Here is a 24507-nt window from a genome sequence, read left to right as displayed (position 1 = left end):
GCCCGCCCTTCGCGGCGGGCACGACGGACGCCGATCGATCGCCACGTACGAGGAGAGACATGGGAGCACAGCAGAGGGAGTACAAGCAGCGGATCGGGTCCGCTCAGGGCATGAAGAAGATCTTCAAGGCCAAGGAGATGGTCGCGGCAACGCGCATCGCCAAGGCACATGCTCGTGTCCTTGCGACGACTCCGTACGCCGACGCGCTCACGCAGGCGATCGGTGCCGTGGCGACACACTCGCAGGAGGCGGAGCATCCGTTCCTCCAAGCCGATCGTGCGCAGAGCGGTCGCGTCGCGATCCTGCTCATCACCGCGGATCGCGGCATGACCGGGTCGTACTCGCACAATGCGATCCGCAATGCCGAGGAGCTCGCCAACACCCTGAGGGAAGAGGGCAAGACACCGGTCCTGTATGTCGTCGGTCGCAAGGGGGAGGCGTACTTCCGCTTCCGCAACCGCCCGCCGCACCGCTCCTGGGCGCCGTACAGCGAGGACACGCTCGGATCCCTCGGACAGGAGATCGCCCGGGACCTCACCGGCGACCTCCTCTCGGAGGACCCGGCGTCGCACCTGGATGAGCTGTATCTGGTCGGCACCCGTTTCCTGAGCCGCTTCAAGCAGGTCGTCCGGGCCAGCCGCCTGGTGCCGATGCAGCTCGTGGACGGCCAGAACCACGACTCCGGTTCCTTCCCGCTGTACGAGTTCGCTCCCGATGCGGAGACGACCCTGCAGGAACTCATCCCGCGATACGTCCAGTCCCGCATCGTGAATCTGCTGATGCAGTCGATGGCGTCGGAGCATGCCGCCACCCAGCGCGCCATGCAGAGCGCGACGGACAACGCACAGACCCAGATCGACAAGTTCACGCGCCTGGCGAACACCGCTCGTCAGGCGGAGATCACGCAGGAGATCACGGAGATCGTCGGCGGCGCCGACTCCCTCTCCGGATCCGGGCGCACCGAACGCTGAGACCTCTGCCCCGCGCTCCTGAGCGCCGGCCCGACCCCTTGGAGAGAACGCACATGACCACCACAGCTCCCGCCACCACCACCGCGACCGGTCGTATCGCGCGTGTCACCGGCGCCGTCGTCGACATCGAGTTCCCGCCCGGGAGCATCCCGGCGATGTACAACGCGCTCCACGCACGCATCGAGGCCAGCGGCGCCGGACTCGCTTCCACGGTCCTCACCCTCGAGACCTCGCAGCACCTCGGCGACGGCATGGTCCGCGCCATCGCGCTGAAGCCGACCGACGGCCTGGTCCGCGGCCAGGACGTGACCGACACCGGCGCCCCGATCTCGGTGCCCGTCGGCGACGTCACCCTCGGCACCGTGTTCGACACCGTCGGCAACGCGCTGAACCTTCCCGAGGGCGAGACGCTCGAGGTCACCGAGCGCTGGCCCATCCACCGCAAGGCGCCGAGCTTCGACCAGCTGGAGTCCAAGACCCAGATGTTCGAGACCGGCATCAAGTCGATCGACCTCCTCACCCCGTACGTGCAGGGCGGCAAGATCGGCCTCTTCGGCGGCGCGGGCGTCGGCAAGACGGTCCTCATCCAGGAGATGATCTACCGCGTCGCCAACAACCACGACGGCGTCTCCGTGTTCGCCGGCGTGGGCGAGCGCACCCGTGAGGGCTGGGACCTCATCGAGGAGATGACCGAATCCGGCGTCATCGAGAAGACCGCCCTGGTCTTCGGCCAGATGGATGAGCCGCCCGGCACCCGTCTGCGCGTGGCGCTGTCCGCACTGACCATGGCGGAGTACTTCCGCGATGTGCAGGGCCAGGACGTGCTGCTGTTCATCGATAACATCTTCCGCTTCACCCAGGCGGGCATGGAGGTCTCCACGCTGCTGGGCCGTATGCCCTCCGCGGTGGGCTACCAGCCCAACCTGGCAGATGAGATGGGTGTGCTCCAGGAGCGCATCACCTCGACCCGTGGTCACTCGATCACCTCGATGCAGGCGATCTACGTGCCGGCGGACGACTACACCGACCCGGCGCCGGCGACCACCTTCGCCCACCTCGACGCGACCACCGAGCTCTCCCGTGAGATCGCCTCGCGCGGTCTGTACCCGGCGATCGACCCGCTGACCTCGACCTCTCGCATCCTGGACCCGCAGTACGTCGGCCAGGAGCACTACGACACCGCAGTGCGCGTGAAGCAGATCCTCCAGCGCAACAAGGAGCTGCAGGACATCATCGCGATGCTCGGTGTGGATGAGCTCTCCGAGGAGGACAAGGTCACGGTCTCGCGTGCGCGTCGCATCCAGCAGTTCCTCTCGCAGAACACTCACCTGGCCAAGCAGTTCACGGACGTCGATGGCTCGGACGTCTCCTTGCGCGACACCATCGAGGGCTTCCAGGGCATCTGCGATGGCGAGTTCGACCACATCACGGAGCAGGCGTTCTTCAACGTCGGTGGCATCGACATGGTCATGGAGAACCACCACCGCATCCAGAAGGAGCTCGGGGCGTGAGCACCCTCGAGGTCACCTTCGTCACCAGCGACCGCACCGTGTGGTCCGGCCAGGCAGCGCAGGTCGTCGTGCCTGCGGTCGATGGCTCCATCGGCATCCTGCCTCAGATGCAGCCGACCCTGGCCGTTCTCGGCGAGGGCAAGGTGCGGATCATCGACCACGACGGATCCGTCGCCGAGCGCGCGGTCCAGGGCGGCTTCGTCTCCGTCGACTCCGACGTCGTCACGATCGGTGTCGATGACGCCGAGCGACTCGACTCGGATCACTGAGCGGCGCATAGCCCGTCCATGATCGACATGAGCATCCCGGTCCTCCTCGCGGGGATCGGGATGCTCTTCGTCGTCCTGGCACTGATGTTCGCGCTTGTGCTGGTCGGCCGGCAGGTGGCGCTCTCGCGGCAGCGCGGCGCCTTCGAGTGCTCGCTGCAGCGCCGTGGACTGGTGGGCGGCTCGAGCTGGCAGCACGGCATGATGCGGTTCGGCACTGACCGTCTGCGCTGGTTCCGTGCGTTCTCGGTCCGGGTGCGACCAGAGGTGGTCATCCGCCGTTCCGCGATCCTCGACGTCTCCCGACGGCGGCTGCCCTCACGGACCGAGGGCGATGCGGATTCCTATCTCGTGGAGTTCACCTTGCGAGGGGACCGGACGATCCTCGCGATCGTCGACCTCGCTTCCGGCGCAGCCATGAATTCCTGGATCGAGGGAGCGCCGACCGGTCTCGTCATCGGCGACGCCGACTGAGCTGAGGGTGTTGGGCTCTACCAGCTCAGCAGTGGACCACCTCAGTCGTCGACGCGAACCCCATGGCGGTACACCGTGACCGGGTTCCACTGCGCATCCACGAGCAGCACATCGGCGCGACGGCCCGCTGCGAGTGAGCCGATCCGATCCTGCAGGCCCAGCACCGAGGCCGGGACCACGGAGGCCGCGCGGACAGCGAGCACCAGATCCACGCCCGCTTCCAGCACAGCGTGACGCACCACCTCCAGGAGGTGCGCGGTACCTCCGGCGATCGAGGTCTCGCCGGTCAGGGTCGCGACCCCGGCCTGAACCGTGACCTCCAGGGCTCCGAGCCGGTACTGCCCGTCGGGCATCCCGGTCGCGGCCATCGCGTCGGTCACCAGCATCACGCAATCCTCGGCGGCGACCGAGAAGACATGGGCGACGGTCCGGGCGTCGAGGTGCACGCCGTCGGCGATCACCTCGACCACGAGCTCTCCGCGCGAGGCGGCGTCGAGCGCCGCGAGAGCGGGGCCCGGATCGCGGTGATGGATCGGACGCATCCCGTTGAACAGGTGCGTCGCCGTGGGCAGGGCCGAGCGGCCGCGCTCTCGTCGCAGCTCCGCGCGAGAGACCGCGACGGCCCGGGTCAACTGCGCGCTCGAGCCGTCGGTGTGCCCGAGCGAGGGGACGGCGCCCACTTCGGAGAGGGCCTCGATCACGGCGTCGGCGTCCTCGGCCTCGGGAGCGACGGTCATGGTCGCGAGCGCGCCCCCGGCGATCTGGGAGAGCTCCCGCACCAGATCCGGGTTGCCGCCGGTGATGTGCTCAGGGTTCTGCGCCCCGCGGCGTGCGACGGAGATGAAGGGCCCCTCGAGGTGGATGCCGGCGATCTCCCCGTCGGCCGCGAGCTGCGCGAGATCGCCGACACGCTGGCGCAGGGTGGCGGCGTCGGCGGTGACGAGGGACGCGACCAGGGAAGTGGTGCCGTGGCGGCGATGCTCTTGGACCGCCGTGAGCATCTCCTCCGCCGTGGTGGCGTCCGGGAAGGAGACCCCGCCGCCGCCGTGGCAGTGCAGGTCCACGAGCCCCGGGAGGATCAGGCCGTCGTGCGCGAGCGACTCCTGGGCCGCATACGCGGGGGCGTGGGCTGCGGGCCCCGACCAGATGATGTCGCCGCCGGCGAGGAGGATCAGGGCATCGGGGACCACGCCCTGCTCGAGCACCGCGGTGCCGTGCACGGCGAGCTCGACGGGAACAGCGGTGGGGGAGGAGGCCGACCGGCCTGGAGCGGAGGAGTGATCCGGGGACGCGGCGGTGGACAAGGGAACTCCTGGAGGGTGGGGTTGCCGGCGGGTCAGAACAGGCGTGAGTCGACGTCGTCGATGCCGCGCAGGGCGTCGTAGTCGAGTGTCACGCAGGAGATCCCGCGGTCGCCGGCGAGCACGCGGGCCTGGGGCTTGATGGCCTGAGCGGCGAAGATGCCGCGCACCGGGGAGAGCAGGGGGTCGCGATTGAGCAGTTCGAGATAGCGCGTGAGCTGCTCGACGCCGTCGATCTCGCCGCGCCGCTTGATCTCGATGGCCACGGAGCCGCCGTCGGCGTCCCGGGCGAGGATGTCGACCGGGCCGATCGCGGTGCTGTACTCGCGGCGCACCAGCGACCAGCCGGTGCCGAGGGTCTCGATATTGTCGGCGAGCAGGGCCTGGAGGTGAGCCTCGATGCCGTCCTTCTGCAGGCCGGGATCGATGCCGAGGTCGTGGGCCGAGTCCGAGAAGGTCTCGTGCAGGCGTACCCGCAGGCGATCGCCGGACTTGCCGTGGACGACGTCCCACTGCTCGAGCCACTCACCCTCGAGGTCGCCGGCGGCCTCCTCGGCACTGCGCGTGGTGGTGCGCAGGGTGCAGGGAGGGCTCATCCAGTTCAGAGGCTTGTAGCTGCCTCCGTCCGAATGGATCAGCACGCTGCCGTCGGCCTTGACGATGAGCAATCGTGGGGCCAACGGGAGGTGGGCGGTGAGTCGACCGGTGTAGTCGACGGAACAACGAGCAACGACGAGACGCACCCCGACAGGGTACGACACCTGGCCCGGTGGAACTGACGACGCGACCCCGGGGCGGAATCCGGGAGCAGGAGAGATGGGACGCGAACGCCCATGGGGCGCGGTTGAGGCCCTCTTTACCTGGGTGGACATGGTCACGCGGCCCTGTCGCGACGCTCCCCGCACACTTATCGTGGACAGGTCCACCGCTTTGGCCCGCTTCCGGGCCACCTTGAAGGAGCACCCCATCGTGCAACGACTCCTTGCCGTCCTCCTGGTCCTGATCGGATTGATCGGGCTGGTCCTGGGCCGCCTCGGCGAGACCACCTGGGCGCCGGCCACCGAGACCACCGCCACGGTCGAGCTCGGAGATCCCGGCGCGGCCGTGGTCATCGACCCGGGCGTGCTGTACGTCGGCGGCATGGAGGGTGAGGTGACCATCGAGGGTGCCTCGGACGTCTCCCTCATCACCGCGGACAACAGTGACATCGAGGCCTATCTCGCGGAGACCCGGTACACCCGGATCACTGGTGCGAGCGACTGGACCAGCCTCAGCACCCAGGAGGTCAACCCGGACGGCGCTACCGAGCTGAGCGATCCGACCGGCTCCGACCTGTGGCGCACCGTGGACACGAAGCCCACGCCGTACACGCTGGACGTCGCCGACTTCGCCGCGGGGGAGCATGACGAGAACAAGCAGGTCTACCGTGCGATCCTCATCGTCACCGACGGCACTGCGCCGGGCGCCGATTCCGTGACGATCACCTGGCCCGTCGAGGACGAGAACGAGTGGGTGCCGTTCGCCTACGCCGGTGGTGCCGCGATCGCTGTGATCGGCCTGGTCCTGCTGGTCGTCTCGCTCGGCGGTCGCCGCCGCGACGGCGAGGACGAGCCCCACGAGCTGGAGGACGGCGAGGGAAGCTCCGCCGTCGCGGTCGAGCACGCCGGTGACGACGCCGTGGCCGACGACGCCGTAGCCGACCACGCCGTGGCCGACAACTCCGTCGTGGATGGTTCCACCGGTGAGGACTCCTCTGCCGACGAGTTCGACACGGAGGACGACCCGGTCCACACCGTCCCCGGCGCCGCTGCACCGGTCGCCACCGCGGACCTGGACGACGGTGCCGCCGAGACGGAGCCCGCCGAGTCGTCTGCGCACTCGGAGGATGTCACCGAGACTCTCGACGTCGTCAGCGACGACACGGACCCGACGACGGATGAGAACGGCTTCAGCAGCGAGGACCCCCGATGACCCGCCAGACCCTGCGCCGGCCCGCGTGGAAGGACATCCAGATGACCAGCCGACCCGTCGCCCGCCGTGGCGTATTCCTCGGAGCGGGGACCCTGCTCGCCTCCGGACTGCTCGCCGCGTGCGCGTCCGAGCCGGAGACCCCGCCCGCGCCCCCCGAGGGGCCCGCGGCCGGCGAGCCGACCCCGGTGAACACCGCCGAGCAGTTCACGACCTCTGTGAGCGAAGTGAACGCCGCGGTGGTGGCGGCTGACAAGGCGCGTGACGTCAAGAAGCTCGCGCCCCGTGTCTCCGGATCCGCCACGGATTTCCGCAAGGCGGCCTACGCGATGATCGACGAGGCCGAGGAGTGGGCGACGTTCCTCAGCGTGCCCAGCGACACCTTGAAGGTGCCGATGACCACGGTCACCACCGAGTTCCCGCGCATGGCGATCGCTCTGGTCGAGGACTCCGCCGAGGACGGGGTGCCCTTCTTCATGGCCCTGCAGCAGGCCGATGCGCAGTCTCCGTACACCAGCTGGGGCTGGGCGCAGCAGGCCGTGGGCATCGAGATGCCCAGCGTGCCCAATGAGGTCGTGGGCGCCGAGAAGGTCGCGCTGGACGCCGAGGACCTGGTCATGGCTCCGGCTGCCGCGCTTGAGCTGTACGCCGCGGTGCTGACCGACGGCGATCGTGCCAATCCGGACGGCCTGCTCGCCGCCGACCCCTTCCAGACCGAGCGGCACAAGCAGATCCAGACCGAGCGCACCGAGTTGAACGGGGGCGTGGAGAAGGACGAGGCCGCGACCATCCGGGAGACGTACGCGGTCAAGGAGGAGGAGTTCGTGGGGCTGCGCACCGATGACGGCGGCGCGATCGTCATCGGGACCCTGCTGTCCACCCGCACCGTGTCCATCAAGGACGGCGCGACCATGCGGTACGGCGACGACAATCTGTACACCAAGGTGATCGGCAAGAAGGAGTTCACCAAGGAGTACATCCGCAAGTACGGCGCCCACGTGGCGCTGTTCATCCCGGCGAAGGATTCCGGCGAGCCGATCCAGCCGATCGCCGCCACCCTGACCACGCTGGGTGCCAGCGGGGAGTGATCCAGCACGCCGCGACGGCGGCTGCGAGCGCCGGTCGTACGAACTCCCTAGACTGTTCGCATCCCGACCTCGTCGAAGGAGCTTTCCTGTGACCGATCCGTACGGCATCATCGACCTCGCCGCGCTGAAGCAGCCCGCCGGCGCCTCGGCCGCTGGTGGAGGCACACCCTCCGCGCATGAGGTGGCCGTCACCGAACAGGGCCTCGAGCAGCTGGTCGCCGATTCGCAGCAGATCCCGACCCTGATGCTCGTCACCAGCTCGCGGGTCGCCGAGGGGGAGCAGTTCCTCGCCTCCCTGCGTCGCGCCGTCGACGCCCAGGGCGGAGCGATCCGCCTGGCGATCGTCGACGCCGACACCCAGCAGCGAGTCGCCTCCGCGCTGCGGGTCCAGCAGCTGCCCACCCTGCTGCTGCTGATCCTCGGCCAGATGCAGCCGGTGGTGCAGTCCGTGCTGCCCGACGCCGAGGTCGACAACCTCATCAGTCAGGTGCTCGAGCTCGCCCAGCAGCAGGGCCTGGACACCACCGGTGCCGGCGAGGCCGCGCAGGATGCGCCGGACGAGGAACCGATGCCTCCGCTGATCGCCGAAGCCTACGAGGCGATCGAACGCGGAGATCTGGACGCCGCCGTCGTCGCCTACGAGGCGCAGCTGTCCGAGACCCCGGCCGATGTCGAGGCCAAGGCGGGCCTCGCCACGGTGTCGCTGATGCGACGCACGCAGGGTATCGACGCGGCAGCGGTCCGCCAGGATGCCGCGCAGAAGCCGACCGACCTCGGGGCGCAACTGCTGGTGGCCGATCTCGACATGCTCGGTGGCCACGTCGACGATGCGCTCACCCGTCTGCTCGATCACCTGCGCGGTGCTGACCAGGAGTCGAAGGACGCCCTCCGCGCCAGACTGCTGGAGCTGTTCGAGGTGGCCGGGCCTGCCGATCCCCGTGTCCCCGCGGCCCGCAAGCGGTTGGCGAACCTTCTGTATTGACCGCGCCGGACGCCCGACCCGGGACGCCGAACGGCGGATCAGAGCACGAGCTGCTCTGATCCGCCGTTCGGCGTGCGCGGGTGTCTCGGTGCGAGACGGTTCAGCCGTCCCGCAGGCGCTCCGGGACGAGGATCACTGCCCCCAGCGGCGGCACCGTCAGGCGCACCGAGTGGGCGCGGCCGTGCAGGGGCAGAGCCTCCGCATGCACCCGGCCCAGGTTTCCGATCCCGCTGCCGCCGTAGTCCGGGGCGTCCGAGTTCAGCACTTCGAGCCAGCTCCCGGCCTCGGGCAGCGGCACCCGGTACTCGAGCCACGGCTGCGGGGAGAAGTTCAGGACCACCACGACCGGATCCCCGGCGTGGTTGCGCCGCACGAAGCAGATCGTGTTGTGGCCCGCATCGTCCCCGATCAACCACTCGAAACCGCCCGGCTCCTGGTCTCGCTCGTAGAGCGAGGTCAGCTCGGCCTGCAGGTCGTTGAGGTCCTTGACCAGCTGCTGGGTGCCGCGGTGGGTCGGGTACTCCAGCAGCCACCAGGGGAGGCCTGACTGCTCGGACCATTCGGTGCCCTGTGCGAACTCGCTGCCCATGAAGATCAGCTGCTTGCCGGGGTGGGTCCACTGCAGGGCCAGGTAGGCGCGCAGCGAGGCGGCCTGCTGCCAGTCATCGCCCGGTGCCTTGCGCAGCAGGGACCCCTTGCCGTGCACGACCTCGTCGTGGCTGATCGGGAGCACGAAGTTCTCGGAGTACTGGTAGACCATCGAGAAGGTCAGCTCACCGTGGTGGTACTGGCGGTTGATCGGATCCTGGCCGAGGTACTCGAGGGTGTCGTGCATCCAACCCATGTTCCACTTGAATCCGAACCCGAGCCCACCGGTTTCGGTGCTGCGGGTGACCCCGGGGAACGAGGTGGACTCCTCGGCGATCATCACGATGCCCGGCGCCCGCTTGTACGCGGTCGCGGTGGTCTCCTGGAGGAAGGCGATGTTCTCGAGATCCTCGCGGCCACCGTGGCGATTGGGCACCCATTGGCCCTCCTCGCGCGAATAGTCGAGGTACAGCAGGGACGCGACGGCGTCGACCCGCAGGCCGTCGACGTGGAACTCCTCGAGCCAGTAGCAGGCGTTGGCGACCAGGAAGTTGCGCACCTCGTGCCGGCCGGTGTCGAAGACGTACGTGCCCCAGTCCGGGTGCTCTCCCCGACGCGGATCGGCGTGCTCGTACAGCGCCGTGCCGTCGAAGCGGCCCAGGGCCCACTCGTCCTTGGGGAAGTGGGCGGGCACCCAGTCCATGATCACGCCGATCCCGGCCGAGTGGAGCATGTCGATCAGGTGGCGCAGCTCGTCGGGGGAGCCCAGGCGTGAGGTCGGTGCGTAGTAGCCGGTGACCTGGTAGCCCCAGGATCCGCCGAAGGGATGCTCCGCGACGGGCATGAACTCCACGTGGGTGAAGCCCAGCTCGGTGACGTAGTCGACCAGCTCGGTGGCCAGGTCCGTGTAGCGCAGGCCGGGCCTCCAGCTGGGCAGGTGCAGCTCGTAGATCGACATCCGCGAGGAGACGGCCTCCTGTGCGGCGCGCTGCGCGAGCCAATGGTCGTCGGTCCACTCGAAGGTGCTCGTGGTGACCACCGAACCGGTCGCGGGCGGCACCTCGGCCAGGCGTGCCATGGGATCGGCCTTGTCCCTCCAGGTGCCGTCTGCCCCCAGGATGCGGAACTTGTAGGTCTCGCCGTCGCCGATACCGGGGACGAAGATCTCCCACACGCCGGAGGCGCCCAGGGTGCGCAGGGCGTGGCCGCGCCCCTCCCACTCGTTGAAGGCGCCGATCACCTGCACGGCGCGCGCATTCGGCGCCCAGACGGTGAAGGCGGTGCCGTCAACCTCGTCCAGGGTGCGCACGTGCGCACCGAGGGCCCGCCACAACTCCTCGTGGCGGCCCTCGTGGATCAGGTGCAGATCCAGCTCCCCGATGGTGGGCAGGAAGCGGTACGGCTCCTCCAGCTCCACCGGGGCACCGCCGCTGGACCAGGTGACTCGCACCCGGTAGGCGGGGAGGTGGGCGACGTCGAGGGCGAGGACCCAGATCCCTTCGTACTCGTGCTCCATCGGGTGGATGGTGCCGTCGGGCAGGACCACCTCGACGGCGCGAGCGAAGGGTTTGAGCGTGCGTACGGTGACGCCGTCGGCGTACTCCTGAGCTCCGAGTACGGAGTGGGGATCGTGATAGCTGCCGGTGGCGGTCGCACCGAGCTCGTGCACCCCCAGCGGCATGACGGAACCGGGAACCTTCGCCGGGACGGGATCGGTCAGGTCAGCCATGTCAGCTCTCCTCGGGGTGGATGATCCGCAGGATGTGCGCGGGCCTGTCGGTCGCGGTGAGGATGACGTAGGGGTCCTCGCCCCAGGTGAACCGTTCACCGGTCAGCAGGTCCTCGACCTCGAACGCGGTGCTCCCCGCGAGCCCCAGGGCGTCGAGGTCGAGATGCACAGCGGTCCTGGCGTCCCGGTCGTGCGCCGTGAGCGAGACCACCAGGATCGTGTCCGGCTCGCCGGTGCCGCTGGCGCGGGCATCGAGATGCTTGGAGAAGACCAGCACCTGCTCGTCCTCGGCCTCGTGGAAACGGATCGTGGTCAGCGACTGCAGCGCCGGATGCTCCCGCCGGATGCGGTTGAGATCCGTCAGCAGCGGCTCGAGGCTCGCCCCGGAGGTGAGGGCACCGACGAAGTCGCGCGGTTTGAACTCGTACTTCTCGTTGTCGATCTGCTCCTGCGCTCCCGGTCGGGGCACGTCCTCGACCAACTCGTAGCCGGTGTAGATCCCCCAGGTGGGAACCAGCATCGCCGCCAGGATGGCGCGCAGCACGAAGGCGCGTCGGCCCCCGGAAGTCATGTACGGGGTGAGGATGTCGTGGGTGGTGGGCCAGAAGCTGGGGCGCATGTACGGCGCCGATTCGACCAGCTCCTCGAGGTACTCGCGCAGCTCCTCGGCGCTCTCGCGCCAGGTGAAGTACGTGTACGACTGGTGGTAGCCGACCTTGCCGAGGGTGTGCATCATCGTGGGCCGGGTGAACGCCTCGGCCAGGAAGATGACCTCGGGATGCTTCGCATCGAACTCGGCGAGCAGCTCTTCCCAGAATCGCACCGGCTTGGTGTGGGGGTTGTCGACGCGGAACAGCGTCACTCCATGATCGACCCAGTGCTCGAGCAGGTCACGGATCGCCGCGTACAGGCCCTCGTAGTCGGTCTCGAAGCTCAGCGGGTAGATGTCCTGGTACTTCTTCGGCGGGTTCTCCGCGTAGGCGATGGTGCCGTCGGCACGGACCGTGAACCACTCGGGATGCTCGGTGACCCAGGGATGGTCGGGGGAGCACTGCAGGGCGATGTCGAGGGCGACCTCGAGCCCCAGCTCCTGCGCGCGGCCGACGAAGGCGTCGAAGTCCTCCAGGGTGCCGAGCTCCGGGTGGATAGCGTCATGGCCGCCGTCGGCCGACCCGATCGCGTACGGCGAGCCGGGATCTCCGGGACGGGGATCCAGGGTGTTGTTGCGGCCCTTGCGGAATGTCGAGCCGATGGGGTGGATCGGAGTCAGGTAGGCGACGTCGAAGCCCATCGCCGCGATCCGGTCCAGGGATCTCGCGGCGGTGTGCAGGGTGCCGGAGACCCAGCCCTGCTCGGGATCGAAGTGCGCCCCCTCGGAGCGGGGGAAGAACTCGTACCAGGAGCCGTACAGGGCGCGACGACGGTGCACGATGAGTCGGTACGGCCCGGAGACGGTGACACCCTCACGAAGCGGGCGCTCGGCGAGCAGACCGCGCAGGTCCGCAGCCAGGGCAGGGGCGACACGGGCGGAGGCAGGCAGGCCGGGGGAGCGGAGGCTCTCCACCGCTGCCTGCACGAGGGGACCGTCGGAGGCGGGTCGCTGTCCGGCCTCGACCTCGGCGAGCACCCGCCGCAGGACGAGCACGCCCTCGGCGCAGACCAGATCGACGTCGATCCCGGCAGGGACCTTCACCTCGGCCGTGTGCGCCCAGGACTCGTACGGGGCGGAGTAGGCCTCGATGCGGAAGGACCAGTGGCCCGTGCGATCGGGCCGCACGACGGTCTCCCAGAGATCGAGACCCGGGTTGGTGGAGTCCATTCGCCGGCGTTGTTCGGCGCCCTCGGGGTCGACGAGGACGGCCTGCACTCCCATCGCGTCATGACCTTCTCGAAAGGCGTTCGCCCGGACCGTGATCGTCTCGCCCTCGACGCAGGAGGCGGGGAAGCGACCGCCGTCGATGACGGGCTGGACCTCCATGATCGGGATGCGACCCACACCTGACGCGAACGGGGTCGATGACTGCGTGGCGCGCGGCACGGCCGGAGTCGACGGAGCGGGGATCTCGCTGCGGTCAGTGGTCTCGGACATGGCCTCTCCTGCCTGACACCTCGGTGTCTGCGACGGTCGCGGTGATGGTCCTCACGATAGCCGTTCGCGCGCCTGAACCGGGCCGTCGGCCGCGATCGCGATCACGACCACGCTGCCCGCAGGCACCGGGACGACGCCGCCCACGACCGGCCCGACCGGGAGGTCGTCCTGGCGCTCGAGGGAAGTGTCCAGCGCGATGCGCGCCGCGCCCTGCGGCCAGGGTGCGGCGGGAAGGCGCACCGTGGCCGCCTCCGCCTGCGTCGACAGGGCCACCAGCAGGTGCTCGGAGCCCTCACGGCCAGGGACCGCGGGCCGCAGCATCACCAGCAGGTGCCGGGAGGGATCCATCCAATCGCCGTGGTCGAGGCCGTGCCCATCGGCGCCGAACCAGGCCACCTGCCCGGCGTCCAGGTGCTCCGGATCGGCAGGACGCAGGAAGTGGGGCGAGCGCAGCTGCGGGTGCTCGCCGCGCAGTCTCAGGATCCGCGCGACCGTCTCCCGCAGGTCCCGGCGGCGACGGTCCGTGGTCCAGTCCATCCAGGAGATCTCGTTGTCCTGGCAGTAGGCGTTGTTGTTGCCCTGCTGCGTGCGGCCCCGCTCGTCGCCCGCGGCGAGCATCGGGGTTCCCGAGGCGAGCAGCAAGGTGGCCAGCATGCTGCGGGCGGTGAGCCGGCGCGCGGCCTCGATCTCCTCTGCCCGCTCCGTGTCTCCCGTGCCTCCTGTGTCGCCTGCTCCGTGCGTGCCCAGCACGACCTCGCCCTCGTGCCCATGGTTGAAGGAGCGGTTGTCCGAGGTGCCGTCCCGGTTGTCCTCACCGTTGGCGTGGTTGCGCTTGTGGTCGTAGACGGTCAGGTCGCGCAGCGTGAACCCGTCGTGCGCGGTGACGTAGTTGATCGACGCCCAGGGGGAGCGCAGGCTCCGGCCCTCGGGAAGCTCGGCCGGGTCCTGCCCGGTCAGCAGGTCGCTGGATCCGGCCAGGCGGGTGGCGAGGTCACGGACGCCGCCGACGGCCTCGAGGCCGGTGCGCGCGCGGTGGGCGCGATCGGAGAGCCAGAACGCGCGCACGTCGTTGCGGAAGGCGTCGTTCCATTCCGCGAAGGGGACCGGGAAGTTCCCCGTCTGCCATCCGCCGGTGCCGACGTCCCAGGGCTCGGCGATGAGCTTGACTCCGCGCAGCACCGGATCGGTGGCGATCGCACGCAGCAGCGGATGATCGGCGCGGAAACCACGATCGTCGCGGCCCAGGGTGGCGGCGAGATCGAACCGGAAGCCGTCGATGTGGACCTCGCTGACCCAGTAGCGCAGCGAGGCCAGGATCAGATCCATCACGTGCACGGAGCGGGGATCCAGGGTTCCGCCGGTCCCGGTCACGTCCAGGAAGGTGCCGTGATCGGTCCAGTAGTACTCGAGGTTGTCGAGGCCGCGCAGCGACAGGGAAGGGCCGTCGGCCCCGCCCTCGGCGGTGTGGTTGTAGACCACGTCGAGGATGACCTCGAGACCGGCGGCGTGCAGGTTGCGCACCATGGTCTTGACCTCCTCGAGCACGGCCTGGGCGCCGGCGCGCTGAGCTGCGGGCGTTGCAAGGGCCGGGTCCGGGGAGAAGAAGGACAGCGTCGAGTAGCCCCAGTAGTTCGTCAGCCCCAGTCGGGTCAGGTGCGGCTCATCCATCGCGGCGTGGATCGGCAGCAGCTCGACGCTGGTCACGCCGAGTTCCCGGAGATATCTCGTCACGGCGGGATGGCCGAGGCCCGCGAAGGTGCCCCGCTGCTCGGCGGGAAGGTCCGGATGCGTCTGGGTGAAGCCCTTGACGTGCGCCTCGTACAGGACCGTCGAATCCCAATCGACCAGCGGCCGCAGGTCGTCCTGCCAGTCGAAGGTGTCCGAGACGGCGACGGACCACACCGCGTCCTCGCCGTTGTCGACCTCGCTCGGGATCGCCTCGTCGCCGGAGCGGTCGAGCATCGCGCCGACCTCGAAGGGGAAGGCCGAGCTCAGCAGCGGTGAGGAGTGCGACACGCCGCGGGCCCACGGGTCCAGCAGCAGCTTGCGAGGGTTCCAGAGCTTCCCGGCGGCCGGATCCCAGGGGCCGTGGACCCGCAGCCCGTAGTGCGTGCCCGGAACCATTCCGGTGACGTGGTCCCAGTGCAGACCGCCGTCGACATAGCGCAGCTGCTGCCGTCGCTCCGTGGTGCCCTGCCGGACGCACAGGTCCACGGCGCGGGCACGAGGGGCGGCCACCGCGAAGGTCCCGCGGCCCAGCTCGTCCACGCACAGCCCGGGGGAGGTGGGAGCGATCGGTGGCGTGGCACGGTCGAATTGGTCTGCTGGCACCCGCGTATCCTCCCACCGCGCCGGGGCGGAGTCGCACCCGAGGACCCGAGTGACGTTAGGATCGACGCGGTGCCACCGCAGCCCGTATCCCGGGAGCGCAATCGGCATCGCACGGTCACGCGGCCGGCCTCGGCCTCCGGCCATCACAGGGGAACAGGTCGGAGCGGGGCGAAGGTCCAGCTCGCACGAGCAGAACGAGTCGAACGCACGACGGGGGAGCCGCAGCGCATGAGCAATCCACCCAGCCAGCAGCCCGTAGCGCAGGGCCAGCCTGCAGGGCAGGGTCGTCCGGGCGCGCCCGCGGCGCCGGGTCCCGGGGGAGCCCACGGCGGCCAGCAGCGCCGTCCTGGGGAGTACGCCCCCTCGTCCTCGGCGATCCCGCCGGCGAGTCTGGAGCGCACGGCCTCGATCATCTCGACGATCACCCAGGTGTTCCAGTCCCGCGTGGTCGGGCAGGAGAATCTGCGCACCACCCTGGTTGCGGCACTCGCCGCGGGAGGGCACGTGCTGCTCGAGTCCGTGCCGGGACTGGCCAAGACCACCGCCGCGAGCGCGCTGGCGTCGTCGATCACCGGCTCCTTCGCGCGCATCCAGTGCACGCCGGACCTGATGCCGAACGACATCATCGGCACCCAGATCTTCAACTACGGCTCGGGAACCTTCACCACCCAGCTGGGACCGGTGCACGCCAACGTCGTGCTGCTGGACGAGGTCAACCGCTCCAGCGCGAAGACCCAGTCCGCGATGCTCGAGGCGATGCAGGAGCGTCAGACCTCCATCGGCGGTGAGGTGTACCGCCTGCCCGAGCCGTTCATGGTGCTCGCGACCCAGAACCCGATCGAGGAGGAGGGCACCTACGTCCTCCCCGAGGCGCAGATGGACCGCTTCCTGATGAAGGAGATCCTCACGTACCCGCGCCCCGGCGAGGAGCACGAGATCCTCGACCGTTCGACGGCGGGCAGCCTCACGGGCCCCCGCCAGGCCGTCGGCAACGTGTCCCTGGAGGATGTGCGGTTCCTGCAGGAGATGGTGGATGCGGTCTACGTGGACCCGGCCGTCAAGCGCTACATCATCGACCTCGTCTTCACCACGCGCGGCTCCGGCCCGCGCCCGGTGCCGAACCTGACCCAGTCCGTCCGGGTCGGCGCGAGCCCCCGCGGCTCCCTCGCCCTGATGCGCGTGGGCCAGGCCCACGCCCTCCTCCAGGGACGCGACTACGTCACGCCCGACGACGTGCGCGCCATGCGCTACGGCGTGCTGCGCCACCGCCTGGTGCTCACGTTCGACGCCCTGGCCAGCGGCATCAAGCCCGAGCAGATCATCGACGCGGTGTTCCACGCCGTGCCGATGCCCTGACCCGCACCCGTTCGACCCCCACTCACCACACCCATCACACCCATCCCACGAACGACACGGACGGAGCGCGGGAGAACGCCATGGCCACCTCGTTGCTGACCCGGGTCAAAGCCCGGGTGGACCTGCACACGTCGAACCGAGCACGCGGGCTCATCCAGGGCCGCGGCCGTTCGCTGTTCAAGGGCAGCGGTGAGGACTTCGACGACCTGAAGTACTACCAGCCCGGGGACAAGATCTCCGAGATCGACTGGAAGGCGACCGCGCGCTCCGGAGAGCCGCTGATCCGGCAGTTCAACGAGGAGCGCGTGCGCCACCTCTCGATCGTCGCCGACACCTCCTCGGCGATGGCTGCGACGGCCGCCGACGGCACCTCCAAGCGCGATGCGATGATCCTGGCAGCGGGGATGGTCTGCTTCCTCGCCCAGAAGAACGGCGACATGGTGGGGCTGGTCGCGGGTGGCGAGAACCATCCGATCCAGCTCCCTTCGCGCTCGAGCGATGGCCACCTCGAGCTGCTGCTGCGCAGTGTCCAGCAGGCCACGACCACGGCGGCGCCCGTCGCGGACAGCTCCTGGCTGCTCGAACGCGCGTTCCGGGTCACCTCCCGCTCCACGCTGATGACGATCATCACGGACGAGGCGGGCCCCGGAGTCGACGACTTCACTCTGCTGCGGCGTCTGACCACACGACACGACGTGATGGTGATCCGCATCGCCGACGCCGATCCGCTGCAGCGCACCGATCTGGACCACGACGTGGTCGATGTGAACCGCCCCCGCGAGATCGCGTCGTTGGCACGGTCCTCCAAACGTGTGGCCCATGACGTCGAGGCGTACCGGATGGCGCGCCGCGAGGGCATCACCGAGATGCTCGACCGCCTGCACGTGACCCACATGATCACCAGCGGCGAATCCACCGTGGTCGAGGACATGATCGCCATGCTGCGGTCGAGGGAGTACCGCCATGCCCGTGCCTGAGCTGCTCGCGGCGGGGGCTCCCTTCCTGACCGAGCCCGCACCGCCGGAGATCATCGACCCGCCCCAGTACTCCGTCGCGTGGGTGATCCTGGCCGTGCTGTGCGCCCTGCTGATCACGGGGCTGATCCTCGGCACCTTGAAGATCACCCGTGCGATCGAGAAGCGCATCGCCTACCGGGACCGCCCCAGCGACGTCGAGAACATCAAGGCCGAATTCCTGCGCGCCGTGAACGACATCGCCGACCGCCACGAGGCGGGAGAGATCGAAGCACGCGAGGGACACCATGAGCTCACCGGGGTCATGCGCCGCTTCGTGCGGCGCACCACTGGTCACGACGTGACCAGTCAGGACATGGCCACGCTGACGGCCGACCCGCGTACACGAGCCGTCGGCGAGCTCATCTCCGCCCTCTACGAACCGGACTTCGCCATGGCGTCGGATGCCGAGCTGCGGGACTCCGTGCGCCGTGCACGGGAGGTGATCCGCCGATGGTCATGACGTTCTGGTGGGTCACCGCGCTGCTCCTGCTGGCGGCCCTCGCCGTCTGGGCGATCACGTTCTGGAACCGCCGTGCGATGCGCAAGGCACCGGTGCTGGTCGCGAACTCCCAGTACCTGGACCGCATCCCGAGCTTCGTCCGCGCCCAGCGCGCCGCCAAAGTGGTCCGGGTGCTGCAGGTCGGCATCGCCGTCTTCGGTGTGATCGCTGGCTCCGTGCTGTCGGGGCGGATCGCGACCGAGCGCATCGAGACCCCGGACTTCGCCTCCCGTGACATCGTGCTGTGCCTGGACGTCTCCGGGTCGATGTACGAGTACGACACCGAGATCCTGTCGACCTTCGCGGAGATGGTCGACTCCTTCGAGGGGGAGCGCGTGGCACTGACCATCTTCAACTCGACCAGCCGCACCGTGTTCCCGCTGACCAACGACTACGACCTCATCAAGCGCGAGCTCGAGGCCGGCGCCGAGGCGATCGACTTCGACGAGTTCGGTTACCGCCTGGGGACGCGCAACTACCCCGACGAGAAGGTGCGCAAGTACGTCGACTTCGTCGAGGGCACCCGCGGCATCCCCGATGAGGCCTCCGTGGTGCCGGACGGCCTCGCCTCGTGCGGACAGGTCTTCGACCAGGCGGAGACGGACCGTTCACGCTCGATCATCTTCGCGACCGACAACGAGGTCAACGGCGAGCCAATCTTCACCCTGCAGGAGGCCACCGACGCGGTGGCGGCGCGCGAGATCGATCTGTACACCTTCTATCCCGGGGCGTACGAATGCGGCCCGGGGTGCTTCGAGGAGCTGAAGACCGCCACCGAGGACCAGGACGGAGAGCTCTACGAGTCCTCGGACCCTGAGGCGATCCCGTCGATCATCAACGAGATCCAGAAGACCCAGGCACAGTCGATGGGGGCGGAGCCGACCGTCGTGCGCACGGACCACCCGGGGGTCGGGTTCGTCCTGACGTTCCTCTCCCTGATCGGCATCCTGGTGCTGGGCTGGAGGGCCCGATGATCCGCCTCGAATACCTCATGCCCCTGTGGGCGATCATCCCGCTGTTCGGCGCGATGCTGATCATCTGCGGGGTGTTCCTGATCCGGCGGTCGAGGCAGCGCGCGGCGTGGCTGCGGCGACTGCTCATGGTCATCCTGCTGCTGGTGGTGGCGCTGCGCCCGGTGACGCCGCTGGACGGCGAACAGACCGAGCGGATGAACGCCAACGTCTTCTTCGTCGTCGACCGCACAGGATCGATGAACGCCGAGGACTACGACGGCGACTCGCCCCGCCTGGAGGGGGTCAAGGCCGACATGACCCGCATCATGGGCATGACCGAGGGATCGAGGTACTCGATCATCGCCTTCGACTCCTCGGCGACCCAGCAGCTGCCGCTGACCACTGACGCCGGGGCGGCCAGCGCCTGGATCGACACGTTGACGACCGAGCCCACGGCGTATTCGCAGGGCTCGAACGTGGACCGACCGCTGCAGTCACTCCTGGTCGAGCTCACGGAGACCCAGCGCGAGGATCCTGACTCCCAGATCCTGGTGTACTTCCTGTCCGACGGGGAGAACACCGATGACCAGGACTCGGAGTCCTTCGACCAGGCCGCCGGGTTCATCGATGGCGGCGGAGTGCTCGGCTACGGCACCGCCGAGGGCGGTCCGATGAAGGCCGTGGGAGGCGCCACGGACGGGGAGTACATCACGGGGCCGGACGGCCAGCAGGGCATCTCCACGATCGACGAGGAGCAGCTGCAGACCATCGCCGACCAGATGGCTGTGCCCTACCTCCACCGGGAGGATCCGGAGGCGGAGATCGAGGGCACCATGGAGGGGATCACGCTGAGGTCGATCCCGATCGAGTCGAGCCGCGAGGTGGCAAGCTTCGAGGACTGGTATTGGATCGCCTCGATACCGCTCGCGCTGCTCCTGATCTGGGAGCTGGGCGAGATGACCTATCGGCTCCCGCGGAAGCTGGATCGCCACGACATCTCAGGAGCGCAGAGATGAGCACACCACTGGCCGAGAAACCGCGCGCCGACGCGCCTGCGGCGGGCGATGGGACGACGTCGGCGCTTGCGCAGGACACCAGCGGCAGCCCGAAGAACTTCGGGTTGAACGTGCGGCGTCTGCGCCGCACCAGGATCATCGTGTTCGTCATCCTCGCCGTGCCGATCCTGGCGCTCGCCCTGCTCGCCGGCAAGTTCCTGTCCATGCCGATCACGCAGCTGACGCATCAATCGGCGTATGAGAACGCGGACTACCCGGCGGCGATCGAACGTCTCGCCCCGGTGGAGTTCGCGAACTGGTTCGAGCCGTACCTGCCGCACCTGTCCAAGGGGACCGATCTCCTCCAGCAGGGTCAGGACGCGGCCGCCGAGGAGGAGCTTCGCACCGCGATGAGCGAGTGGGACAGCCACAGCGACTTGAATTCGCCGCTGCATGCGCAGTGCAAGATCGCGAACAACCTGGCCATCGCCATCGAGCGCCAGGCCGACGCGATCGAGGACCCGCAGCAGCGGGCGGACCGGCTCTACGAGGCCGAGGAGATGCTCGCGGCGTGCGCTGCGAGTGGCGGCGGCGAGGGTGAGGACGGCCAGGGCGGCGGCACCGGCAACGAGGATTCCGAGACCACCGAGGACAACGGCGAGCGCGTCGAGGAGAAGCGTCGAGAGGCCGACGAAGAAGCCGGTAACGATCCGGATGAGCGCGGTGAGCAGGGCGGTACTCCGCCGGAGGCGGGTGAGCCGACCCGTGAGGATCCCGAAGGTGAGGGTCCCGATGAAGAGGCCCCGACCGAAGGGGACGGGGACCAGCAGGAGAAGGACGACGAGCTGGAGGAGCGCAACAAGGAGTCCCAGGGCGGCGAGGGGGAGACCGAGCCCGGTGGCTCGAACCAGGACCCGGAGAAGCCATGGTGATCCGTGATATGCAGGGCGAGGAACGTGCCTACCTCGACCACGCCGCGACCACTGTGCTGCGGCCGGTCGCTCGAGAGGCCTTCCTCGAGGCCTCTGCGGTGCGCGGCAACCCCTCCTCCGTGCACGCGTCAGGTCGCCGAGCTCGTGCGGTCCTCGACGACGCCATGGAGTCCATCGCCGAACTGCTCGGGGTCCCGCGCAGCTGGCTGATCATGACCTCGGGTGGCACCGAGGCGGACAACCTCGCGATCCGTGCGGTCGCCCTGGGAGCCGCGGCGGAGGATCCCGCACGCACTGCGGTCGCGGTGGCGGCCACCGACCATCCGGCCGTCCTGGCGACCGCGCGCTCGCTGGCCACTCTGACCCCGTCGATCCAGGCGCGCGTGCTCCCGGTGGACGCGCAGGGGGTGCTGCGACCGGATGCGGTGGCGCAGGCTCTTGCCGACGGCGCGGTCAGCGTCGTCAGTGCGGCGCTGGTGAACAACGAGACCGGGGCACGGCAGGATCTGGCCAGGCTCGCTGCCGCTGCCCGGCCCCATGGCACCCTCGTCCACACCGACGCGGTGCAGGGCGTGGGCCATGCGGACCGTCCGTCGTGGGAGGACATCGATCTGATGTCGTTGTCCGGGCACAAGATCGGCGCACCGGTGGGTGTCGGCGCCCTGGTGGCGAAGCCCGACGTGCCGTTCGGTGTGGCCAGCACCGGTGGGGGTCAGCAGCGAGGAGTGCGCTCCGGGACCCTGGATCTGGCCCATGCGGCCGCCTTCGCCGCGGCGCTGCGGGAGACCCTCACCGAGCGGGAGCAGGAGAGTCAGAAGGTTCGGGCGCTCGCGCGCCGCCTGCGCGCCGGTATCGAGGAGATCGACCCGACGGCCCGTTTCACCCTGCCGGCGGAAGCACCGCAATCCGGACACATCGTGCACGTCGTGTTCCCGGGAGCGAACTCCGACTCCCTGCTGTTCCTGCTGGATGAGAGCGGTGTCGATTCCTCGGCAGGCTCGGCCTGCTCGGCCGGCGTCACCCAGGCCAGCCCGGTGCTCGCGGCGATGGGCATGACGGACGAGCTCGCACGCGGGGCGCTGCGGCTGTCGATGGGCTGGACCAGCACCGACCACGACGTCGAGGTGTTCCTGCGGGCTCTGCCGGAGGCGCTGAGGAAGGCGCGAGCTGTCGGGGCGCTGTTCGGCTGAGAGCGCGCCGGCTCGCTGACCCCGCCTGAGCGTCGCCCGCCATCGTCGAGCGCCTCGGACTGGCGCGTGGACAGGCCCGGTAGTTCGCGCAGGTAGCTGACGACATCGAGGCATTCCTCATCCGTCGGAGGGATCTGCGCCAGGGTCGTGCCCATGACTGGGGAGGCGGACCTGGCGCCAGGTCGCACGTCGGCGGTGATCACGCACCCGCCGGCGATGAAGGATCGTGGTGCGGGGAGAGAACTCGATGATGTCGATCCGGCCCGGTCGTAGAGGCTGCCCCGGTCTCGGGCATGGCCGCTGCCTCTGAGGGACGGTCCCGTGGGCCGCGGGTTCGTACGCCAGAGAGCGAGGAAGCATCGCGGACAGCTCGCTCGGAGTGGGGACGACATCGACCACTGACCCGTACCGGGTCTCCCAGTGCACCCGGTGACGATTCTCCGCCCCGCCCGGGGGCCGGTTCGGGGCGCGAGCAATGACGCCCTGCGTCTCCTTGCCGTTGCACAGGGCGCACAGGCCGTTGCCGTTGTCGAGGCAGGTGTGGCCTCCACTGCTGTACGGGCGGATGTGATCGTCATGGCGGATATCTGCATTGCAGAAGGGCCCCGCACAGGTCATCGACCGCCACCGCAGGAAACGGGACAGAGCAGGCGGGAAGGCTCTGGCTCGGGACTCGACGGCCACCAGCTCGCCACTGGTCGGATGCGTGTACAGCCGTCGCAGGGTCGCCCGCAGCGCGGGCCGGTCGGGGCGATCAGGCTCGAAATCTCCGGTCGCGGCAGCGTCAGAGTTGGCACCTCCGGGGTCGGGCTCGCGGGTGGCGTTGCGCAGCGACTCGCTGATCTGATCGACAGGTACGGCCCCGTAGCCTTCGATGAGCGCCGGCTCGGCACTGTCGGGACAGAACAGGGCGCGGTCGGTGATGATCACCCCGATATCGAGAGAGACCGGGTCGATCGCCCCGTCCCGGCCGATCAGGGCATCGGCGGCGGTGTCCGCCATGATCGCGCTGTGACCCCTGCGATCGCCTCCGGCGCGACGCTTCTCCCCCTCGAGGCTGAGGCGTTTGCGGGCCAAGGAGGCATCCAGCGCGGGGAGGTTGATCGAGAGGGTTGCCATGCCGTGATCACGACGTCGCAGGGTCACGCTTCGGCCCCGACGGGCCACCTCGTGGCGACGCCGCTCCCCGTGAGGGTCCACCAGTTGCACCAGAGCATTGACCTCGCCCACCCACTGACGCTGCCCGGCGCCGGCTATATCGCCCAGTCGTGCCCCGAGAGCATGATCGACCGAGCCACGCTGGGCGCTGTCGAGCACCGACGTGGTCGATGCCGCAGCAAATGCCTTCTCCGGCCCGATCATCCCGGTCGCGAGCGCGCCGAGCAGGACGGGCATGTCGCGCACCAGGCGCCGGCATGCCTTCGTCCGGCGGGATGCCGTGGACGGAGATGTCCTGGTGACCACGGAGACCTCGCGCATCGAAACCCTGTCCGCCGTCGCGGTGGATTCTTCGCGATCCGTGCTGTCGCGGCGCACGGCAGCGTCGAGCGCGGCGGTCGCTCGGATCTCCACCGCTGCGATGGAGTCCGTGAGTTCGTGCAGGCGCTCCAGGAGATCGAGCAGGGAATCGGCATCGAGCGCCGAGGCGGTGCCGGGGGAGAAGGAGTCCGACCCCAGGGATCCCGTGCGGCGAAGCAGTTCGATAGCTTCTTCGAGGACGAGAGGACCGACCGAAGAGACTCCGGATCCGGCACGCACCAGCGGACGACCGGCATGGTCTGCCGTCGAGTCCTGGTCGTCCACGTGCTGGCCCATGGGTCAAGTATCGAACATGGATGCGAAAAAGCGCAAGTGGTTTCACTCGATCCGCGATGAATGTGGATAAGTGGGTCCGGTGGAGGAATGGTGCTGCGGCGAGGTTGTGGTTCGTGCGGGGTTGCCGAGAAGTTCGCCCGTGTCGAGACGTAGCCAATGCGCCTGGAAGGAGTGCTGGAGGAGGAACTCTCGACCCGTCCTCTCGGGTAGTGGTCAGGCGCGCAGAGAGTGGTTGTCGAGGGCGACGAGACGCACTATCCGGCGTCGCCCACAATGTGACGAGTGGAAAAATGTCAAGAGGTTCGTGGGAATGTGGAAAGAAGCCTGTGGGGAGGAAGCGCGGCCCTCCTGCAGGGGTCGGCGAACGGTGGGCTGATCGGCAGGATCGCCGGCTCCCGACGGTGTTCTCGGCTCTCGTCGAAGCCGGTTCGCAGCTCGGGCCGGGTCCAGCGA

General features: G+C 69.1%; 20 protein-coding genes. 14 read left to right on the top strand and 6 right to left on the bottom strand.

Going from position 1 to position 24507, the window contains the following annotated elements; translation table 11 throughout:
- The first annotated feature begins 59 nt into the window (after window positions 1-59).
- From INT51_RS04915 to INT51_RS04900, 4 genes are read left to right on the top strand one after another with little or no spacing between them, the layout of a single operon-like run.
- Window positions 60-971 carry a F0F1 ATP synthase subunit gamma gene (locus INT51_RS04915; RefSeq protein WP_193104085.1) on the top strand — a complete coding sequence of 304 codons (912 nt, stop codon included), beginning with the start codon at window positions 60-62 and terminating at the stop codon, window positions 969-971.
- Between the two features lie 53 nt (window positions 972-1024).
- The gene (atpD, locus tag INT51_RS04910) at window positions 1025-2482 is read left to right on the top strand and encodes a F0F1 ATP synthase subunit beta (protein ID WP_193104084.1); all 1458 of its coding nucleotides are present in this window, start codon (window positions 1025-1027) and stop codon (window positions 2480-2482) included.
- Window positions 2479-2751: a F0F1 ATP synthase subunit epsilon gene (locus INT51_RS04905; protein WP_193104083.1), complete on the top strand. Its 273-nt coding sequence runs from the start codon at window positions 2479-2481 to the stop codon at window positions 2749-2751. The genes atpD and INT51_RS04905 overlap by 4 nt, the downstream gene beginning before the upstream one ends.
- 18 nt (window positions 2752-2769) lie before the next feature.
- Entirely contained in the window at window positions 2770-3222 is a 453-nt protein-coding gene (locus INT51_RS04900; protein ID WP_193104082.1) for a DUF2550 domain-containing protein, read from the top strand.
- A 41-nt stretch (window positions 3223-3263) separates the two neighbouring features.
- Here the strand turns inward: INT51_RS04900 and INT51_RS04895 are convergent, their stop codons facing one another.
- Together INT51_RS04895 and nucS are read right to left on the bottom strand one after the other, a co-directional pair.
- Window positions 3264-4526, bottom strand: a complete 1263-nt coding sequence (locus INT51_RS04895) for an amidohydrolase family protein (protein WP_193104081.1) — start codon at window positions 4524-4526, stop codon at window positions 3264-3266.
- A gap of 32 nt (window positions 4527-4558) precedes the next feature.
- Entirely contained in the window at window positions 4559-5266 is a 708-nt protein-coding gene (nucS, locus tag INT51_RS04890; RefSeq protein ID WP_193104080.1) for an endonuclease NucS, read from the bottom strand.
- Window positions 5267-5435: 169 nt separating this feature from the next.
- Between nucS and INT51_RS22110 the strand changes: the two genes are divergently transcribed.
- The 3 genes from INT51_RS22110 (at window position 5436) to INT51_RS04875 (ending at window position 8561) form a co-directional block, all read left to right on the top strand.
- On the top strand, window positions 5436-6494 hold the full coding sequence (locus INT51_RS22110; protein WP_304502075.1) for a hypothetical protein: 1059 nt from the start codon (window positions 5436-5438) through the stop codon (window positions 6492-6494).
- Window positions 6491-7579, top strand: a complete 1089-nt coding sequence (locus INT51_RS04880) for a hypothetical protein (RefSeq protein ID WP_193104079.1) — start codon at window positions 6491-6493, stop codon at window positions 7577-7579. The genes INT51_RS22110 and INT51_RS04880 overlap by 4 nt, the downstream gene beginning before the upstream one ends.
- Window positions 7580-7667: 88 nt before the next feature.
- Window positions 7668-8561, top strand: coding sequence for a co-chaperone YbbN (locus tag INT51_RS04875; RefSeq protein ID WP_193104078.1), 894 nt, complete (start codon window positions 7668-7670; stop codon window positions 8559-8561).
- 100 nt (window positions 8562-8661) lie between these two features.
- On the opposite strand, the gene glgB is transcribed toward INT51_RS04875, so the two are convergent.
- From glgB to glgX, 3 genes are read right to left on the bottom strand one after another with little or no spacing between them, the layout of a single operon-like run.
- The gene (glgB, locus tag INT51_RS04870; RefSeq protein ID WP_193104077.1) at window positions 8662-10878 is read right to left on the bottom strand and encodes a 1,4-alpha-glucan branching protein GlgB; all 2217 of its coding nucleotides are present in this window, start codon (window positions 10876-10878) and stop codon (window positions 8662-8664) included.
- A gap of 1 nt (window position 10879) precedes the next feature.
- Complete coding sequence (locus INT51_RS04865; RefSeq protein WP_193104076.1) at window positions 10880-12967, bottom strand: maltotransferase domain-containing protein; 2088 nt, start codon at window positions 12965-12967, stop codon at window positions 10880-10882.
- Window positions 12968-13018: 51 nt separating this feature from the next.
- Window positions 13019-15298 (bottom strand): glycogen debranching protein GlgX, encoded by a 2280-nt coding sequence (glgX, locus tag INT51_RS04860; protein WP_193104075.1) that lies wholly within the window; start codon window positions 15296-15298, stop codon window positions 13019-13021.
- A gap of 228 nt (window positions 15299-15526) precedes the next feature.
- On the opposite strand from glgX, the gene INT51_RS04855 reads away from it, so the two are divergent.
- The 7 genes from INT51_RS04855 (at window position 15527) to INT51_RS04825 (ending at window position 22239) form a co-directional block, all read left to right on the top strand.
- Entirely contained in the window at window positions 15527-16654 is a 1128-nt protein-coding gene (locus INT51_RS04855) for a MoxR family ATPase (RefSeq protein ID WP_193104074.1), read from the top strand.
- Between the two features lie 80 nt (window positions 16655-16734).
- A complete protein-coding gene (locus INT51_RS04850; protein ID WP_193104073.1) occupies window positions 16735-17631 on the top strand; it encodes a DUF58 domain-containing protein in 897 nt (298 codons plus the stop codon).
- On the top strand, window positions 17618-18130 hold the full coding sequence (locus INT51_RS04845; RefSeq protein ID WP_193104072.1) for a hypothetical protein: 513 nt from the start codon (window positions 17618-17620) through the stop codon (window positions 18128-18130). The genes INT51_RS04850 and INT51_RS04845 overlap by 14 nt, the downstream gene beginning before the upstream one ends.
- Window positions 18121-19143 carry a VWA domain-containing protein gene (locus INT51_RS04840; protein WP_193104071.1) on the top strand — a complete coding sequence of 341 codons (1023 nt, stop codon included), beginning with the start codon at window positions 18121-18123 and terminating at the stop codon, window positions 19141-19143. The genes INT51_RS04845 and INT51_RS04840 overlap by 10 nt, the downstream gene beginning before the upstream one ends.
- Complete coding sequence (locus INT51_RS04835; protein WP_193104070.1) at window positions 19140-20138, top strand: VWA domain-containing protein; 999 nt, start codon at window positions 19140-19142, stop codon at window positions 20136-20138. Before INT51_RS04840 ends, INT51_RS04835 begins: the two co-directional genes overlap by 4 nt.
- Window positions 20135-21049 (top strand): hypothetical protein, encoded by a 915-nt coding sequence (locus INT51_RS04830; RefSeq protein WP_193104069.1) that lies wholly within the window; start codon window positions 20135-20137, stop codon window positions 21047-21049. Before INT51_RS04835 ends, INT51_RS04830 begins: the two co-directional genes overlap by 4 nt.
- Entirely contained in the window at window positions 21043-22239 is a 1197-nt protein-coding gene (locus tag INT51_RS04825; protein WP_193104068.1) for a cysteine desulfurase family protein, read from the top strand. Before INT51_RS04830 ends, INT51_RS04825 begins: the two co-directional genes overlap by 7 nt.
- A 117-nt stretch (window positions 22240-22356) precedes the next feature.
- Here the strand turns inward: INT51_RS04825 and INT51_RS04820 are convergent, their stop codons facing one another.
- On the bottom strand, window positions 22357-24054 hold the full coding sequence (locus tag INT51_RS04820; protein WP_193104067.1) for a DUF222 domain-containing protein: 1698 nt from the start codon (window positions 24052-24054) through the stop codon (window positions 22357-22359).
- Window positions 24055-24507 lie beyond the last annotated feature (453 nt).

This window comes from Brachybacterium sp. FME24 (assembly GCF_014897705.1).
Lineage (GTDB): Bacteria > Actinomycetota > Actinomycetes > Actinomycetales > Dermabacteraceae > Brachybacterium.
Note: the sequence above shows the minus strand (reverse complement) of the source record. Positions and strands in the feature narration are given on the sequence as shown.